13 protein-coding genes, 2 tRNA genes and 3 rRNA genes are annotated in these 17,913 nt (G+C 59.9%); 8 read left to right on the top strand and 10 right to left on the bottom strand.

Annotated elements, in window-relative coordinates; genetic code table 11:
* Positions 1–135 precede the first annotated feature (135 nt).
* Positions 136–1,182 (bottom strand): rod shape-determining protein, encoded by a 1,047-nt coding sequence (locus GSQ75_RS11650; RefSeq protein ID WP_158755032.1) that lies wholly within the window; start codon positions 1,180–1,182, stop codon positions 136–138.
* A 273-nt stretch (positions 1,183–1,455) separates the two neighbouring features.
* Between GSQ75_RS11650 and GSQ75_RS11645 the strand changes: the two genes are divergently transcribed.
* The gene (locus tag GSQ75_RS11645) at positions 1,456–2,391 is read left to right on the top strand and encodes a carbohydrate kinase family protein (protein ID WP_158755031.1); all 936 of its coding nucleotides are present in this window, start codon (positions 1,456–1,458) and stop codon (positions 2,389–2,391) included.
* 60 nt (positions 2,392–2,451) lie between these two features.
* Here GSQ75_RS11645 and glpK read toward each other — a convergent pair whose 3' ends face one another.
* The 6 genes from glpK to GSQ75_RS11615 all read right to left on the bottom strand — a co-directional run bounded on the left by glpK (position 2,452) and on the right by GSQ75_RS11615 (position 9,583).
* Positions 2,452–3,951, bottom strand: a complete 1,500-nt coding sequence (gene glpK / locus GSQ75_RS11640; RefSeq protein ID WP_158755030.1) for a glycerol kinase GlpK — start codon at positions 3,949–3,951, stop codon at positions 2,452–2,454.
* A 368-nt stretch (positions 3,952–4,319) separates the two neighbouring features.
* Positions 4,320–4,433, bottom strand: a 5S ribosomal RNA gene (rrf, locus tag GSQ75_RS11635).
* 187 nt (positions 4,434–4,620) lie between these two features.
* Positions 4,621–7,502, bottom strand: a 23S ribosomal RNA gene (locus GSQ75_RS11630).
* A gap of 193 nt (positions 7,503–7,695) precedes the next feature.
* Positions 7,696–7,771: transfer RNA gene (locus GSQ75_RS11625), tRNA-Ala, on the bottom strand.
* Between the two features lie 18 nt (positions 7,772–7,789).
* Positions 7,790–7,866 (bottom strand) — tRNA-Ile (locus GSQ75_RS11620).
* 172 nt (positions 7,867–8,038) lie between these two features.
* Positions 8,039–9,583 (bottom strand): 16S ribosomal RNA (locus tag GSQ75_RS11615).
* The 16S, 23S and 5S rRNA genes sit together here with 2 tRNA genes alongside, the layout of an rRNA operon.
* A gap of 466 nt (positions 9,584–10,049) precedes the next feature.
* Between GSQ75_RS11615 and GSQ75_RS11610 the strand changes: the two genes are divergently transcribed.
* The gene (locus GSQ75_RS11610) at positions 10,050–10,502 is read left to right on the top strand and encodes a DUF192 domain-containing protein (protein WP_254058550.1); all 453 of its coding nucleotides are present in this window, start codon (positions 10,050–10,052) and stop codon (positions 10,500–10,502) included.
* Between the two features lie 219 nt (positions 10,503–10,721).
* On the opposite strand, the gene GSQ75_RS11605 is transcribed toward GSQ75_RS11610, so the two are convergent.
* A complete protein-coding gene (locus tag GSQ75_RS11605) occupies positions 10,722–10,919 on the bottom strand; it encodes a rubredoxin (protein ID WP_158755029.1) in 198 nt (65 codons plus the stop codon).
* A gap of 140 nt (positions 10,920–11,059) precedes the next feature.
* Between GSQ75_RS11605 and thiE the strand changes: the two genes are divergently transcribed.
* Positions 11,060–11,656, top strand: a complete 597-nt coding sequence (gene thiE, locus GSQ75_RS11600; protein WP_256369803.1) for a thiamine phosphate synthase — start codon at positions 11,060–11,062, stop codon at positions 11,654–11,656.
* Positions 11,657–11,666: 10 nt separating this feature from the next.
* The gene (hemL, locus tag GSQ75_RS11595; protein ID WP_158755027.1) at positions 11,667–12,947 is read left to right on the top strand and encodes a glutamate-1-semialdehyde 2,1-aminomutase; all 1,281 of its coding nucleotides are present in this window, start codon (positions 11,667–11,669) and stop codon (positions 12,945–12,947) included.
* Here hemL and GSQ75_RS11590 read toward each other — a convergent pair whose 3' ends face one another.
* Complete coding sequence (locus GSQ75_RS11590) at positions 12,948–13,367, bottom strand: VOC family protein (RefSeq protein WP_158755026.1); 420 nt, start codon at positions 13,365–13,367, stop codon at positions 12,948–12,950.
* A 30-nt stretch (positions 13,368–13,397) separates the two neighbouring features.
* Entirely contained in the window at positions 13,398–14,633 is a 1,236-nt protein-coding gene (locus GSQ75_RS11585) for an acetylornithine/succinyldiaminopimelate transaminase (protein WP_158755025.1), read from the bottom strand.
* Positions 14,634–14,995: 362 nt separating this feature from the next.
* Between GSQ75_RS11585 and GSQ75_RS11580 the strand changes: the two genes are divergently transcribed.
* The 4 genes from GSQ75_RS11580 (at position 14,996) to GSQ75_RS11565 (ending at position 17,909) form a co-directional block, all read left to right on the top strand.
* Complete coding sequence (locus tag GSQ75_RS11580) at positions 14,996–15,508, top strand: hypothetical protein (RefSeq protein ID WP_254058549.1); 513 nt, start codon at positions 14,996–14,998, stop codon at positions 15,506–15,508.
* Positions 15,509–15,517: 9 nt separating this feature from the next.
* The gene (locus GSQ75_RS11575) at positions 15,518–16,162 is read left to right on the top strand and encodes a hypothetical protein (RefSeq protein WP_158755024.1); all 645 of its coding nucleotides are present in this window, start codon (positions 15,518–15,520) and stop codon (positions 16,160–16,162) included.
* A gap of 35 nt (positions 16,163–16,197) precedes the next feature.
* Positions 16,198–17,076, top strand: coding sequence for a hypothetical protein (locus GSQ75_RS11570; RefSeq protein ID WP_158755023.1), 879 nt, complete (start codon positions 16,198–16,200; stop codon positions 17,074–17,076).
* A 137-nt stretch (positions 17,077–17,213) separates the two neighbouring features.
* Entirely contained in the window at positions 17,214–17,909 is a 696-nt protein-coding gene (locus GSQ75_RS11565) for a C39 family peptidase (RefSeq protein ID WP_158755022.1), read from the top strand.
* Positions 17,910–17,913: the final 4 nt, after the last annotated feature.

The raw sequence follows: 17,913 nt of genomic DNA, 5'->3' as shown, positions 1-17,913 counted from the left end.
GGTTGCCGGTGGACGGCCCCCATGCTGTAGCACACGGTTTGACTTGACAGCCAGTCAAGTACAGCGCGGTGCACTGCCACCTGACGGCCGCCCACTGACAACGCGCGCTGTGGAGCGACCATGAGCAGGCTCTTCTTATTCGGGTGCGAAGAAATCGCTGCCGTGCTGATCAATCAGCTCCAGCGCCTTGCCACCGCCACGCGCCACGCAGGTCAGCGGGTCGTCCGCCACCTGCACGTGCAGGCCAGTCTCTTCCGAGATCAGGCGATCCAGGTCGCGCAGCAGTGCACCGCCACCGGTCAGCACGATGCCACGCTCGGCCACGTCCGAGCATAGCTCCGGCGGGGTCTGCTCCAGCGCCGACTTGACCGCCGCCACGATGCCGGCGAGCGGCTCGTGCAGCGCCTCGAGAATTTCGTTGGAGTTGATCGTGAACATGCGCGGCACGCCTTCGGCGAGGTTGCGGCCGGAGATCTCGATCTCCTTGACCTGTGCCTGCGGAAACGCGCAACCAATCTGCAGCTTGATCTTCTCGGCGGTGGATTCGCCGATCAGGGTGCCGTGATTGCGGCGCACATAGTTGATGATCGCCTCGTCGAAGCGGTCACCACCGACGCGCACCGACTGCGAGTAGACGATGCCGTTGAGCGAGATCACCGCCACTTCCGAGGTGCCGCCGCCGATGTCCAGCACCATCGCACCACGCGCCTCATGCACCGGGATGCCGGCACCGATCGCGGCAGCCATCGGCTCTTCGATCAGGAACACGTCGCGCGCACCGGCGCCCTCGGCGGATTCCTTGATCGCGCGTCGCTCGACCTGGGTCGAGCCGCACGGCACGCAGACCAGCACACGCGGGCTCGGTCGCAGGAAGCGCGACTTGTGCACCTGCTTGATGAAATGCTGCAGCATCGCCTCGGTCATGGTGAAGTCGGCGATCACGCCGTCCTTCATCGGTCGCACCGTGGCGATGTTGCCCGGCGTGCGGCCCAGCATACGCTTGGCATCACTGCCCACGGCGGCGATCGTGCGAGGACCACCCGGGCCGCGATCCTGACGAATCGCCACGACCGACGGCTCGTTCAGCACGATGCCCTGGCCACGCACATAGATCAGCGTGTTGGCGGTACCGAGGTCAATGGAAATGTCGTTGGAAAAGATGCCGCGAAACTTCTTGAACATGGGTCCGCCGTGGGTCGGCTAGGCTAAAAAGTAAGCTCGCCAGTCTAGTCAGCATGCCCCGCATGCGCAAGGACATTAACGTTAAGAAACCCTTTTACAACACCGTACTAAGCGCGTTTTCCTCGTCCCTGGATGAGCTCCGCGCTCATGCAAAAAGTCGCCAACGCAGGCAGATAACGGTAGGATTCCACCCTTTGGCCGGGGCTTCCGGTTCGACTTCGAGTCGAACGCGGCTGTCGCGGCCCTCATCTCGCCCGGGGGTTCCCGCACATCATGTCTGCCGTCATCTGCGGATCGCTGGCCTACGACACCATCATGGTGTTCCAGGATCAGTTCAAGAATCACATCCTGCCCGATCAGGTGCACATCCTGAACGTGTCCTTCCTGGTGCCGCGGATGCGCCGCGAGTTCGGCGGCTGCGCCGGCAATATCGCTTACAACCTCAAGCTGCTCGGTGGCGATCCGCTGCCGGTGGCGGCCGTCGGCCAGGACTTCGCGCCATACCGGAAGCACATGGAGGAATGCGGCATCAAGCTCGACTGCGTGCGCGAGTTCGACGACCAGTTCACCCCGCAATGCTTCATCACCACGGATCTGGACAACAACCAGATCACCGCCTTCCATCCCGGCGCGATGTCCAGTGCGCAGGAAAACCATGTACGCGACATCCCGCAGATCGATTTCGCGATTGTCGCCCCCGACGGTCGCGAAGCGATGCTGCAGCACGTGGATGAGTTCGCTGCACGCGGCGTGCCCTTCATTTTCGATCCGGGCCAGGCGATGCCGTTGTTCAGCGGCGACGAATTCCGCTCGATGATCGAAAAATCGACTTACGTGATCGTCAACGATTACGAGTCACAGCTGCTGCAGACCCGCACCGGCTGGAGTGCCGCCGAGATCGCCGGGCGGGTGAAGGCCTATATCGTGACGCTGGGGCCACGCGGTTCACAGATCCACACCGGCAACACCACGCACGAGATTCCGCCGGCGCGCGAGCGCCAGATCGTCGACCCTACCGGCTGCGGTGATGCTTACCGCGCAGGCCTGATCTTCGGCATCATGCGTGGTAAGGACTGGCCGACTGTGGGTCGCATGGCTTCGCTGATGGGCGCGCTGAAGGTTGAGCATCCAGGCACACAGAACCAGCGGTTCAACTATGCCGAGTTCGCCGCCGAGTTCCTCGATCAGTTCGGTTACGCGCTGGATTGATGGCGGCATCGCTGATCGAAACGGCGAGGCCTTCGGCAAGCTGCCAAGGTCTCGCCTGATTCAGCCGACGCGAAAACCCATGGTCGCGTTCACCGCATGTTGCCAGCCCCGATAAAGGTGTTCGCGCGTGGTTTCGTCCATGGCTGGCCGGAAACAGCGATCCATCTGCCATAGCTGCGCGATCTGCGCACGGCTCTCCCAGAAACCGACCGCCAAACCAGCCAGATAAGCCGCACCCAGCGCCGTGGTCTCGGCCACGCGCGGGCGCAGCACCGGCACACCGAGCATGTCGCTCTGGAACTGCGCCATGAAGTCGTTGGCAATCGCCCCACCGTCGGCGCGCAATTCCTTCAGCGGAATGCCGGCATCTGCCTCCATCGCCGCCAGTACGTCGCGCGACTGGTAGGCCATCGATTCGAGCGCTGCGCGCACCACATGTTCCTTGCGGGTGCCGCGCGACAGGCCGAACATCGCGCCACGCACGTCACTGCGCCAGTACGGTGCACCCAGCCCGACGAACGCCGGTACCAGATACACGCCCTCGCTGGACGCCACACTTTCTGCACATGCCTGCGAATCACTGGCGTGCTCAAGCATGCGCAGCGCATCGCGCAACCACTGCACCACCGAACCGGCGACGAAGATGCTGCCTTCCAGCGCGTACTCGACGGCGCCATCCAGCTCCCAGGCGATCGTGGTCAGCAAACCATGTCGCGATGGCACCGCCACGGCACCCGTATGCATCAGCATGAAACAGCCGGTGCCATAGGTATTCTTCGCCATACCCGGCTCGAAACAGGCCTGCCCGAACAACGCCGCCTGCTGATCACCCGCCACCCCGCTGATCGGCACACCAGCCGGGAAGCCATGCGAGGCCACGGTGTGCCCATAGACTTCACTGCATGAGCGCACATCCGGCAGCATGCTGCGCGGGATATCCAGCATGCGCAGCAGCTCGTCGTCCCAGCAGCGTGCGTGGATATCGAACAACAACGTGCGCGCGGCATTGCTGACGTCGGTGACATGCAGCTTGCCGCCAGTCAGGTTCCAGATCAGCCAGCTTTCGATCGTGCCGAACAGCAGATCGCCGCGTTTCGCGCGTGCACGGGCACCATCGACATGATCGAGGATCCAGCGAATCTTGCTGCCGGAGAAATACGCATCGATCAGCAGCCCGGTCTTCTCACGCACCAGCGAGGCGTAGCCGTCTGCTTCCAGGCGCTCGCAGATCGCCAGACTCTGGCGCGACTGCCACACGATCGCGTTATGGATCGGCTGCCCGGTATGACGGTCCCACACCACGGTGGTTTCGCGCTGGTTGGTGATGCCGATGCCCGCAAGTGCGCCGGCGTCGACCTGTGCCGCGGCAAGCACTTTGGCCACCGTGGTCCGCACGCTCGCGAGAATCTCGTGCGGGTCGTGCTCCACCCAGCCGGGCTGCGGGAAAATCTGGTGGAATTCGCGCTGTGCCGTTCCGGCAACACGACCCGCTCGATCAAACAGCATCGCGCGCGAACTGGTCGTGCCCTGATCAATCGCCAGGATGTACTGCTTTTCCAAATGGTCACCACTCGCTTCGAGTTGTATCTGAGCCGAAACTGAAGGTTACCAACAAGTTGGGACATCACCAGCACAACAGTGTGATGTGCTTGATCTCCGCAACGCGCGCAAAGAAAAACCCCCACCATTTCGGGTGGAGGTTTTTGGGATAAAGCCCGAGGCGTTGGCATGCGGCGGTCTGCGCTCGTTGATCGCAACAGCCCCCATTTTCAAACGTTATAAAGACGAAGGCCTCCCCGGGTGGGGAGGCCTTCTTGGATAAAGCCCCTGGCGGTGACCTGTTGCGGGTCGCGATCTTCGATCGCAACAGCAACGCCAAGCAAAGAAAAACCCCCACCGTTTCCGGTGAGGGTTGTTCAGGATAAAGCCCCTGGCGGTGACCTACTCTTGCATGGCAAAGCCACACTACCATCGGCGCATGCGCGTTTCACTTCTGAGTTCGGGATGGGATCAGGTGGTACCACGCCGCTATGGCCGCCAGGGAAGGGGTGGGAGCAGCGCGTTAAGCGCCAGCTCCACATTCTTCTGAAGCGTCGGATCACAAAAAACGGTGACCCGGTACTTCCGTGAGAGGGATCTCACGTGGATAAATCGTAAACGAGTGACAAGCGTCGAGGTGAATTCGAATCTATCGAGACGTCGCTAAGGAACGAAGCGTCTTGGGGTTATATGGTCAAGCCTCACGGCTCATTAGTATCAGTTAGCTCCATGCATTGCTGCACTTCCACACCTGACCTATCAACCACCTGGTCTTGATGGTGCCTTAAGGAGAGTCAAGCTCTCGGGAGATCTCATCTTGGGGCGTGCTTCCCGCTTAGATGCTTTCAGCGGTTATCACTTCCGTTCATAGCTACCGGGCAATGCCATTGGCATGACAACCCGAACACCAGCGGAACGTCCACTCCGGTCCTCTCGTACTAGGAGCAGCCCCCCTCAAATCTCCAACGCCCACGACAGATAGGGACCGAACTGTCTCACGACGTTCTGAACCCAGCTCGCGTACCACTTTAAATGGCGAACAGCCATACCCTTGGGACCGGCTACAGCCCCAGGATGTGATGAGCCGACATCGAGGTGCCAAACACCGCCGTCGATATGAACTCTTGGGCGGTATCAGCCTGTTATCCCCGGAGTACCTTTTATCCGTTGAGCGATGGCCCTTCCATACAGAACCACCGGATCACTATGACCTACTTTCGTACCTGCTTGATCCGTCGATCTCGCAGTCAAGCACGCTTATGCCATTGCACACAGTGCGCGATGTCCGACCGCGCTGAGCGTACCTTCGTGCTCCTCCGTTACTCTTTGGGAGGAGACCGCCCCAGTCAAACTACCCACCATACACGGTCCCTGACCCGGATTACGGGCCTAGGTTAGAACGTCAAGCACTTCAGGGTGGTATTTCAAGGTTGGCTCCACGCAAACTGGCGTCTGCGCTTCAAAGCCTCCCACCTATCCTACACAGAAGAACTCAACGTTCAGTGTAAAGCTATAGTAAAGGTTCACGGGGTCTTTCCGTCTTGCCGCGGGAACGCTGCATCTTCACAGCGAATTCAATTTCACTGAGTCTCGGGTGGAGACAGCGCCGCTGTCGTTACGCCATTCGTGCAGGTCGGAACTTACCCGACAAGGAATTTCGCTACCTTAGGACCGTTATAGTTACGGCCGCCGTTTACTGGGGCTTCGATCAAGAGCTTCGCCTTGCGGCTGACCCCATCAATTAACCTTCCAGCACCGGGCAGGCGTCACACCCTATACGTCCACTTTCGTGTTTGCAGAGTGCTGTGTTTTTGATAAACAGTCGCAGCGGCCAGGTTACTGCGACCCATCGACGCTCAGTCACGCACGTGACCACGTCAATGGGCGCACCTTCTCCCGAAGTTACGGTGCCATTTTGCCTAGTTCCTTCACCCGAGTTCTCTCAAGCGCCTTGGGATTCTCACCCTGCCTACCAGTGTCGGTTTGCGGTACGGTTTTTCCATAGCTGAAGCTTAGTGGCTTTTCCTGGAAGCGTGGTGTCAGTCACTTCGCCCAATAGGGCTCGTCTCGGTGCTCGGCATAAAGAATCCCGGATTTGCCTAAGATTCATGCCTACCTCCTTTCCCCGGGACAACCAACGCCCGGTAGACCTAACCTTCTCCGTCCCCACATCGCACTATGGAAAAGTGCAGGAATATTAACCTGCTTCCCATCGACTACGCATTTCTGCCTCGCCTTAGGGGCCGACTCACCCTGCGCCGATTAACGTTGCGCGAGGAAACCTTGGGCTTTCGGCGTGGGGGCTTTTCACCCCCATTATCGTTACTCATGTCAGCATTCGCACTTCCGATACCTCCAGCAGACTTTACAATCCACCTTCACAGGCTTACGGAACGCTCCTCTACCGCGTACACATAAATGTGCACACCCCGAGCTTCGGTGCATAGCTTAGCCCCGTTAAATCTTCCGCGCAGACCGACTCGACCAGTGAGCTATTACGCTTTCTTTAAAGGGTGGCTGCTTCTAAGCCAACCTCCTGGCTGTCTATGCCTTTCCACATCGTTTTCCACTTAGCTATGACTTTGGGACCTTAGCTGCGGGTCTGGGTTGTTTCCCTTTTCACGACGGACGTTAGCACCCGCCGTGTGTCTCCCGTGTAGTACGTGTTGGTATTCGGAGTTTGCCATGGTTTGGTAAGTCGCGATGACCCCCTAGCCATAACAGTGCTCTACCCCCAACAGTATTCGCACGAGGCGCTACCTAAATAGCTTTCGAGGAGAACCAGCTATCTCCGAGTTTGTTTAGCCTTTCACTCCTATCCTCAGCTCATCCCCATCTATTGCAACAGATGTGGGTTCGGTCCTCCAGTGCGTGTTACCGCACCTTCAACCTGGCCAAGGATAGATCACTCGGTTTCGGGTCTACTGCCAGAGACTATGCGCCCTATTCAGACTCGATTTCTCTTCGCCTCCCCTATACGGTTAAGCTTGCCACTGACAGTAAGTCGCTGACCCATTATACAAAAGGTACGCAGTTACCCTTACGGGCTTCCACTGCTTGTACGTATACGGTTTCAGGGTCTATTTCACTCCCCTCTCCGGGGTTCTTTTCGCCTTTCCCTCACGGTACTAGTTCGCTATCGGTCAGTCAGTAGTATTTAGCCTTGGAGGATGGTCCCCCCATGTTCAGACAAGGTTTCACGTGCCCCGCCTTACTCAATTTCACACAAAATGTCTTTTCGTCGACTGGGCTATCACCATCTATGGCCGGGCTTTCCATCCCGTTTGACTAAAACATAATGTGCTTTTGGGCTAGTCCCCGTTCGCTCGTCGCTACTCAGGGAATCTCGGTTGATTTCTTTTCCTCCGGGTACTTAGATATTTCAGTTCCCCGGGTTCGCTCTGCAAAGCTATGTATTCACTTTGCAGTACTCCTTGCGGAGTGGGTTTCCCCATTCGGACATTGCCGGATCAAAGCTTGTTGCCAGCTCCCCGACACTTTTCGCAGGCTGCCACGTCCTTCATCGCCTCTGACTGCCAAGGCATCCACCGTATACGCTTAGTCGCTTGACCATATAACCCCAAGTCGCCTCGGGATTACACATCCAAACCACTTCGTTACTTGCCTTAACACTTGTCTCGGTTCGGTTCGAACCAAGACGCTTGTCACTCGTTTACTTGTTTTCAAAGAACATCACGCCGGCCTCAATGCCGGATGATTTCAAAAATCTTGGGTGTGCTGTTATCTCACGCGGCGTTCGTTCCATGGTGGAGCCTGTCGGGATCGAACCGACGACCCCCTGCTTGCAAAGCAGGTGCTCTCCCAGCTGAGCTAAGGCCCCAAGGAATCCTTGGAATAATGGTGGGTCTGGGTGGACTCGAACCACCGGCCTCACCCTTATCAGGGGTGCGCTCTAACCACCTGAGCTACAGACCCAGAGATCGAGCCCCAGAACCTACACCAGCCTGCCTGGAAACTGCTCCGAAGCGGCTTTTGTTGAAGAGTCCGGCCATGGATGGTCGGTTTTGCTCTTCGCAAAAGGGACTTTGCGTGAAATACAGGTGTCTTGTGTGGACGTCTTGCGTGAAGAGTCACGCCGTCTATCTCGAAAGGAGGTGATCCAGCCGCACCTTCCGATACGGCTACCTTGTTACGACTTCACCCCAGTCATGAACCACTCCGTGGTCGTCGTCCTCCTTGCGGTTAGACTAACGGCTTCTGGAGCAACTCACTCCCATGGTGTGACGGGCGGTGTGTACAAGGCCCGGGAACGTATTCACCGCGGCATAGCTGATCCGCGATTACTAGCGATTCCGACTTCACGAAGTCGAGTTGCAGACTTCGATCCGGACTGGGATCGGCTTTCTGGGATTGGCTCCACCTCGCGGTATTGCAACCCTCTGTACCGACCATTGTAGTACGTGTGTAGCCCTGGCCGTAAGGGCCATGAGGACTTGACGTCATCCCCACCTTCCTCCGGTTTGTCACCGGCAGTCTCCTTAGAGTTCCCGACATTACTCGCTGGCAACTAAGGACAAGGGTTGCGCTCGTTGCGGGACTTAACCCAACATCTCACGACACGAGCTGACGACAGCCATGCAGCACCTGTGTTCTGATTCCCGAAGGCACTCCCGCATCTCTGCAGGATTCCAGACATGTCAAGGCCAGGTAAGGTTCTTCGCGTTGCATCGAATTAAACCACATACTCCACCGCTTGTGCGGGCCCCCGTCAATTCCTTTGAGTTTCAGTCTTGCGACCGTACTCCCCAGGCGGCGAACTTAACGCGTTAGCTTCGACACTGATCTCCGAGTTGAGACCAACATCCAGTTCGCATCGTTTAGGGCGTGGACTACCAGGGTATCTAATCCTGTTTGCTCCCCACGCTTTCGTGCTTCAGCGTCAGTGTTGTCCCAGATGGCCGCCTTCGCCACTGATGTTCCTTCCGATCTCTACGCATTTCACCGCTACACCGGAAATTCCACCATCCTCTGACACACTCTAGCTTGCCAGTATCCATCGCCATTCCCAGGTTGAGCCCGGGGATTTCACGACAGACTTAACAAACCGCCTACGCACCCTTTACGCCCAGTAATTCCGATTAACGCTTGCACCCTTCGTATTACCGCGGCTGCTGGCACGAAGTTAGCCGGTGCTTATTCCTCAGGTACCGTCAGCCCCACCGGTTATTAACCGGTAGTATTTCGCTCCTGATAAAAGTGCTTTACAACCCGAAGGCCTTCTTCACACACGCGGCATTGCTGGATCAGGCTTGCGCCCATTGTCCAATATTCCCCACTGCTGCCTCCCGTAGGAGTCTGGACCGTGTCTCAGTTCCAGTGTGGCTGATCATCCTCTCAGACCAGCTATCGATCGTCGCCTTGGTAAGCCGTTACCTTACCAACTAGCTAATCGAACATCGGTCCGTCTGACCGCGCGAGGCCCGAAGGTCCCCCGCTTTCTCCCGTAGGACGTATGCGGTATTAGCGTAAGTTTCCCTACGTTATCCCCCACGTTCAGGTAGGTCCCGATGCATTACTCACCCGTCCGCCACTCGCCACCCACAGTATTGCTACTGCTGTGCTGCCGTTCGACTTGCATGTGTTAGGCATGCCGCCAGCGTTCAATCTGAGCCAGGATCAAACTCTTCACTTAAGTTTTCGACAACCTCGTCCTTGCAGACTCAGTCATCTATCTTTCCGAAGCGTATGTCCCAACAAAATCAAACTCATTACTGACTTTTCTTTCATTGGACGCTTGCATTACTTGGACAGGTCGTAACCCTCCATCGCAAGACGTCCACACAATTCACCTGCGCACACTGTCAAAGATCAATTCGCTTGCACTCCGTTTCCGGTGTGCGCCCCAAGACGTTTCGTCCTAGGTGAGCCGCCCATTCTACATCGCTTTTAACGACCGTCAACACCCGTGATGAAGAATTTTTTCGTCGCGGTTGTTGCGGAGACCTTCGCGAAAGGGCGTTTCGTCGAAGGGGGACGAATCATAGCTCCGCAGCGCAGATCTGGGAAGAGGCTCGTGTGTTTTTCTGTCACGAAGGCTGCGTGCAGCGGCAACACTACACTTCGCACGACATCCACCCAGCTATTGATGAGCGCCCACGATGAGACTGATCCTCGCAGCCCTGTTGTTCTTGCTGGCCAGCTGCACCAACGAGGTGCCCGCAAGTCATGTAGCGCCTGCCGTGAAGTTGCATGGGCAGCGCTTTTCAGTCGAATTCGCTACAGATGATGCCAGCCGCGTGCATGGCCTGATGATGCGCAGCACGCTCGCCGCCGATCGCGGCATGCTGTTTGTGTTCCCCGATACGGCTGCCCGGGCGTTTTGGATGAAGAACACGCTGATCCCGCTCGACATCCTGTATTTCGACGCGGATCGCCGACTGGTCTCAATGCAGCTGGATGTGCCGCCATGCAAGGCAGATCCCTGCCCGACCTACCCAAGCAGTGCAGCTGCGCGTTACGTACTGGAGCTCTCGGCTGGCACGGTGCAGCGCATCGGTGCAGGGGCGAACGATGAGCTGAAGATCGAAGGGGATGCTGGGACAGCGCGTTGAGCGATGGTTGCCGACCGATCCAGCAGGCCGACGCGATAGGGAATCAGATCCTCGGGACGCAGTCTCTCCAGTGCGTCCCAATCGTCTTCGAACGGAATGAATTGCCGCATGGGATGCTCCACGTTGTGGCGCACTAGGGATCGCGCGCAGGAGCATGAGAGCAGACGGCCCGGTCAATCCGATGACGGGTTCGGGCCGTTTGCTGGCAGGATGAGGCGTTCAGTCGATTTCGATCATCTCGAAATCGTCCTTGGTGGTGCCGCAATCCGGACAGGTCCAGGTATCGGGCACATCTTCCCAGCGCGTGCCGGCAGCGATGCCTTCATCGGGCACGCCCACTGCTTCGTCATAGATATAGCCGCAGACGACGCACATCCATTTGCGCAAGGCTGTGGTTTCGGTGGAACTCTGGCTCATGGTCGGGCTTCTTTGCTTTCGGTTGAATGACGCATTCTCTCAACTCGTCCGACAATGCGAAAGCATGCCGACACGATCAGCCCCATCCACACACACGAGATCCGTACTTGAAACACTCCCTACAACTGGCAGGCCATGGCCTGTATGCGATTACCGATGGGCCACGCCCCGACCTGCTGGATGTCGTCGCGCAGGCGCTGGCGGGTGGTGCACGGCTCCTGCAGTACCGCGACAAGAGCGCTGATGAGGCACGACGCCACGCGGAAGCCGTTGCACTCAGGCAATTGTGTACGACCCATGCGGTACTGCTGATCATCAACGACGATGTTGCCCTAGCGCAGGTCGTGGCGGCAGACGGCGTGCACCTGGGCAGAGACGACGACGATATCGCTGCCGCACGTGCCGTGCTGGGCGAAGACGCGATCATCGGCGTGTCATGTTACGACTCGTTGACGCGTGCACAGATAGCAGCACGCTCAGGGGCGAGCTACATCGCTTTCGGCGCGTTTTTCGCCTCGCCCACCAAGCCGCTGGCGCCACATGCCCCACTCGACCTGCTGAGGCAAAGCGCCGCGCTGGGCGTGCCGCGGGTGGCGATTGGCGGCATCACGCCGGACAATGCCGCTTCCCTGGTGGAAGCGGGCGCGGATTATCTCGCCGTGATTTCCGCCGTATTTGGCGCTACCGACGTGCGTGCCGCGGCTCGGCGCTTCGCCCACCTTTATCCCCAAGATTGAGAACCTGACGATGAGCAACCACGAACTCTTCCAGCGCGCGCAGAAGCTGATGCCCGGCGGCGTGAACTCGCCGGTGCGCGCGTTCAAGTCGGTCGGCGGCGAACCATTCTTCACTGCACGCGCCGATGGCGCCTATCTATGGGATGTGGAAGGTACGCGCTATATCGACTATGTCGGCTCATGGGGACCGATGATCGTCGGCCACAACCATCCGGCGGTGCGCGAAGCGGTCGAGCGCGCGGTGAAGAACGGGCTGTCGTTCGGCACACCCTGCGCGGCCGAGGTGACGATGGCCGAAACGATCACCCGGTTGATTCCGTCGATCGAGATGGTGCGCATGGTCAACTCCGGCACCGAGGCCACCATGTCGGCGATCCGGCTGGCGCGTGGCGCCACCGGTCGCGCGAAGATCGTGAAGTTCGAGGGCTGCTATCACGGCCACGGCGACAGCTTCCTGGTCAAGGCTGGCTCCGGCGCGCTCACGTTCGGCGTACCCACTTCGCCGGGCGTGCCGAAGGCGAATGCCGATCTCACGCTCACCCTGCCCTACAACGATCTCGATGCGGCGAAGGCGCTGTTCGCCGGGCAAGGCCATGAGATTGCGGGCCTGATCATCGAGCCAGTCGCCGGCAACATGAACTGCATCCTGCCGAAGGACGGTTATCTGCAAGGCCTGCGCGAACTGTGCACACAGCACGGCGCCCTGCTGATCTTCGACGAAGTGATGACCGGCTTCCGCGTCGCGCTCGGCGGCGCACAGGCGTATTACGGCGTGACGCCCGACCTCACCACGTTCGGCAAGATCATCGGCGGTGGCATGCCGGTAGGTGCGTATGGTGGCCATCGCGACCTGATGGAACAGATCGCACCGAGCGGCCCGATCTATCAGGCCGGCACGCTGAGCGGCAATCCGGTAGCGATGGCCGCGGGCTTGGCCATGCTGGAACTGATCCAGGCGCCCGGCTTCCATGACCAGCTCGCCGCACGCACGCGTGTGCTCGCTGACGGCTTCCAGTCGGTGGCCGATGGCGAAGGCGTCGCCTTCAGCACCAATCGTGTCGGCGGCATGTTCGGATTGTTCTTCTGCGCGGGACAAGTGGAGAGCTATGCGCAGGCGACCGCTGCAGACACCGCACTGTTCAACCGCTTCTTCCACGGCATGCTGAAGCGTGGCGTGTATCTCGCGCCGTCCGCCTTCGAAGCCGGCTTCATGTCCAGCGCGCACAGCGAGCAGGACATTGCCGATACGCTGGAAGCCGCCCGCGGCGCACTCCGCGAGGCGAAGGGATGATCACCACTGACCGGTGTTGGGCATCGACGCCCACGGCTCCTGTGGCGGCAGATGCCCGTCCTGCAGCAACTCGATCGAAATCAGATCAGGTGAGCGCACAAAGGCCATGTGACCGTCGCGCGGCGGGCGATGGATGATGCATCCCATCGCCTGCAGCCGTGTGCAGGTGGCGTAGATGTCGTCGACGCGAAACGCCAGATGGCCGAAGTTGCGCGCTGAGCCGTAGTCGTCCTGCGCACCCCAGTTGTACGTCAGCTCGATTTCCGCCTCGGGACTTTCCGCCGCAGCAAGAAACACCAGCGTGTACTTGCCTTCGGGAACTTCCTTGCGGCGCACTTCATGCAGACCCAGGCCATCGCAGTAAAAACGCAACGAGGCATCGAGATCGTGCACGCGCACCATGGTGTGCAGATATTTCATCGGGATCACTCCTGATCGGCGCAGCAAGCTTCAGGCTGCGACGAAATCGTTCAATGCTGTGTACAGGCGTGCAAGCCCTTCGGCCAGTTCGTCATCGGTGATAGTCAGCGGCGGCACGAAACGCAGCACATCCGGGCCGGCCTGCAGCAATAGCAGGCCATGCGCGGCGGCATGATCGAGCACTGCACCGGCCTTGCCCTTGTACGCGTCGGCCAGCACTGCACCAATCATCAGGCCGCGCCCGCGCACCTCAGCGAACAGGTTCAGCTGATGGTTGATATGTGTCAGTCCTGCGCGCAGTTCATTTGCCTGATGCTCCACGTTCCCCAGCACGGCGGGTGATGCAAGCTTGGCCAGCGCGACGCGGGCGACAGCGGCAGCCATCGGGTTGCCGCCGAAGGTGGTGCCATGCGAGCCGTACTGCATCACCTCAGCCACCTTCGATCCAGCCAGCATTGCGCCGATCGGGAAGCCGCAACCGAGTGCCTTGGCCAGCGTTACGATGTCCGGCGTGACGGCGTCGTGCGTATGCGCGAACAACGTGCCGGTACGGCCCATGCCACACTGGATCTCGTCCAGCACCAGCAGTGCGTCGTGTTGATCGCACAGCTCGCGGACACGTTTGAGGAAGCCCGGCGCAGCGGGCAGCACACCACCCTCGCCCTGCACCGGCTCCAGCATCACGGCGGCGATGTCGCCCGCGGCAAACGCCTGCTCCAGTGCCGCCACATCGTTGAAGTCGAGATAGCGGAAGCCGGCCGGCAACGGCTCGTAGCCTTGCTGATATTTCGGCTGCGCGGTGGCGGTCACCGTGGCCAGCGTGCGGCCGTGGAACGAACCCCTGAACGTGATGATCGTGCGTTGTTCCGGCGCGCGACCTTTCGAGGCCGCCCAACGGCGCACCAGCTTGATCGCCGCCTCGTTCGCCTCGGCGCCGGAGTTGCACAGGAATACCCGCTCGGCGAAATGCGATGCATGCACCAGTTCCTCGGCCAGCCGCAACGGCGGCTCGGTATAGAACACGTTGCTGCTGTGCCAGAGCTTGTGCGCCTGCGTGGTGAGTGCCGCGAGCAGATCCGGATCCTGATGACCGAGTGCGTTCACCGCGATGCCCGCACCGAAATCCACGTAGTCACGCCCTTCGGTATCCCATACCCGCGCGCCCTTGCCGTGGTCGAGCACCACCTCGCGCGGTTTGTACACCGGCAGCCAATAGCGCTTGCCGAGATCGATCAGGGCCTGCGGGGACGAGTCCTGCGAATGCATAAGGGTACTCCGGGCATCACCGTGTGGGCGGTACCGTCAAAAGTGGGACGAGAGTGTTGCGCATCCTAGCCCAGCGAAATCGCGCAGCACAGTCATGGTCGCCATAGACGAAGCTGCCCATCACCTCACGCGTTGTATCAATCGTGTTACACCCCCGGCGAAACGGCGCAGCCGCAATACTTGCCGCCCATGTCAAGGGTTCGTGATGGGTGCCGACTTGTAACATCGTGCTACAGGCAGGCTCACACCTCAGTTCGAGCATTTCCTTGCCAACCTTTGTGCCATAAGCGTTTGCGCCATCTGGCACGGCGTTTGCTCTCACCTCATTCGCAAAGATTCAGGGCGGATAGGGGGAGAAGTTCATGGACAGCCAGCACCATTGCCTCGCCGGCAATCAACTCAATTGCGCGGTAATCGCCGTAGCGATCGCCATCGTGTTCGCACCTGCCGCGGCGATCGCTGACGGCGCCCGCATCGCGGTGAAGGCCAATCCCGGTGAAATCGTGTTGACCCGCAATGTGGCGACGCGGATAGCCTATCGACAGCCGGTGTCACCCGGGATGGCACTGCTCATCAGCCCGATGCCGAACCAGGAGATCGACAGCGCGCTCGGTATCGGCAACAGCGAACTGTCCGACGCCGATGTCGCCGGTCTTGGCGCCACCCCGCAATCTGGCAACGCCACGGCCGTAGGGAACGCGGTCAACAATGCCGTTGCCAGCAGTGTGGGCAGCCATGTTGGTGGCCCGCTCACCGGCGGCAACGTGGCGGGTGGCTCGATGGGCGCCATCGGCAACGTCACGAGCGGTATCACTGGACAGGTGACTGGCGCACTGCCTCAGCTGCCAATGGCAGCTGCAGGCAGCGGGCACTGAGGCAGCGCCATGACAAGAACCTGCATTCTGATCGTTGCTGTTGCGCTGATGCTGTTGGCCAGCGCCATGGTGCATGCCGGCAATACGGACAGCTATACGGCCATGCTGACTTATCTCGACAACAGCAATATCAGCGGCCAGGCCCTCCAGGGCGTCAATGGCGTCAGCGCCACGAACATGGCGGCCGGCGATCTCAATCTGCAAGCCAACCTGCGCGTGCTCGCCAGCGGCCAGATCGCGCAGACCGCGATCCAGGCCCAGCAGCTTCAACGTGACAACAGCGCCAACGCCCCTCTGAATGCCAGCGCCATCATCGGCGGCCAGGCATACGCGAATGGGCAGGGCATCGCATCCATCAATCAGGCCAGCGGCAACGGCAATGCCGAACTCAACGCCGTCGCAGCAACGCAGGCACCACAGGGCATACGCGAGACGACAGACGGCTATCTGTCAGTCGTCTCTGCGTCGGCAGGGGGGCAGTCCCCCGGGAACCCGCGCACACAGACGGCGCAAACAGGCGGCACGCGCAGCGTGACTGTCGAGGCGTCCGCCATGCTCGGATTCCAGGGAATGCTGCAACTCAACCAGATCGCGGGGTCGGGCAATGCCACCAGCAACGCACTGTTGCTGTCGGCAACGCCTCCTTCGCGTTGAACACAGACGATTGTTGACACAGACGAGGACACATCATGAACACGAATATGAAACGGACCTTGATGGCTTTGGCAGTTACCGCTCTGTTCGGCGCCTCGGTGGCGTATGCACACGATGACGGCAACTCAAACGGCGGCAACAGCGTGACGATCAAGAAACACATCTCACTGTCGTCGGACGTGAAGATCAGCGGCGATCCGACCGTCAGCGGTGCCATGTCGATCAACTCGGCAGCCATCGCGCTCCAGAACAGCTCGCAGTCGACTCTAGGCAACTGGGTGATCAATGCTGCAGGCACCAGCAATAACAGCAGCATCAGCGGCAATGTCGGCAAGGGCAGCAGCGGCAATGTTGGTGCCAACGTCGCGGCTGGCGACGACAACTCCCAGGCCAATGCCGCCGCACTTGCGACATCGGTTTCGGGATCCGGCTCGGGTTCAGGCACCACCGCTAATTGCCAGGGCCAGGGTGGGTGCGGCGGCCAGAGTGGCGGCAGCTCGTCTGCCGGCGAAATGGCAGATGCCGAAGCGTTCGCCGACCAAGCGGTCGCTTTCAACAAAACCGCCAACTTCGGCACCGGCAATGACGCCAGTGTCAGCGGCAATGCGTTTGATGGCGCCTCCGGCAATATCGGTGTCAACGTTGCATCAGGCGACGACAACCAACAGCTGAACGGACTGGCAGCGTCCACCACCGACGACAACGTCTACTCCACCGCCACGGCATCGACGAACCAACAGTCGCAGGGCAACGCCACACTCAACGGGCCGTACTGCGACACATCCACGTCGAACAACGCCAGCCTGTCGGGCAACGCGTTTGAAAACGCCACCGGCAACATCGGTGTAAACGTGGCCGCCGGCACCGGCAACATGCAGGCCAATACGTTGGCGGTGGCAGCCGCCACCAAGTAAGTCCACTGACAAAACCGCCACCCGGCGGTGTAACGAGGGCGGTACCCCCGGCACCCTGTAGCCGGGGGCTCCAACGGAACCCCCCGGCCCGAACCCCTGCGGGCCGGGGGACTTCCCCCAAATCAGGATCTCCCGTCATGCGACGCATCGTGCTGACCACCGTTCTGCTGAGCCTTGCCTGCACCCATGGCGCTCGCGCGGGCGAGGTTCGCTTCGATAACGTGTTACCCAACGGAGCGCCTTACACCACCCATGTCGAGAGCATGCAAGCCGCGCGCTACCGCAACATGGTGCGCCAACACACTGACTACAGCTGCGGCGCAGCAGCGTTGGCCACCATCCTGCGTTTCGGCTATCGCCTGGACGTGGATGAGACCACGGTGATCCAGGGCATGATGGGCGTATCCGATCCCGCGATCGTCAGGCAACGCGGTTTCTCGCTGCTCGATATCAAGCACTACGTTGAGCTGCTCGGCATGCGTGGCCGCGGCTACCGGGTCGACGAGGCCCGTCTGCGCACCTTGCGCATACCCGGTCTGGTGCTGATGAACGTCAACGGCTTCACGCATTTCGTCGTGCTGAAGCTGGTGCACAACGACACCGTCGAACTGGCGGATCCCATTCTAGGCAACCGCAGCTTGCCGCTCGCCGACTTCATCAAGAGTTGGCCATCACACGTCGTGTTCGTCGTGATCGGAAGCGATTTCGATCGCAACACCGTGCTGCTGCAACCCGTGACCAAACCCAGCGCACGTGCGCTGTTCGCCCGGCAAGGACCCATCACCAATGCCGAGCTGCTCGATTTCGGTTTTACCAATGCCGATCTTTTCTGAGAGT

The sequence above is a fragment of the Dyella sp. S184 genome, assembly GCF_009766065.1.
Lineage (GTDB): Bacteria > Pseudomonadota > Gammaproteobacteria > Xanthomonadales > Rhodanobacteraceae > Rhodanobacter.
The sequence above is the reverse complement of the archived record's forward strand: the minus strand, read 5'-3'. Positions and strand labels throughout refer to the sequence as shown.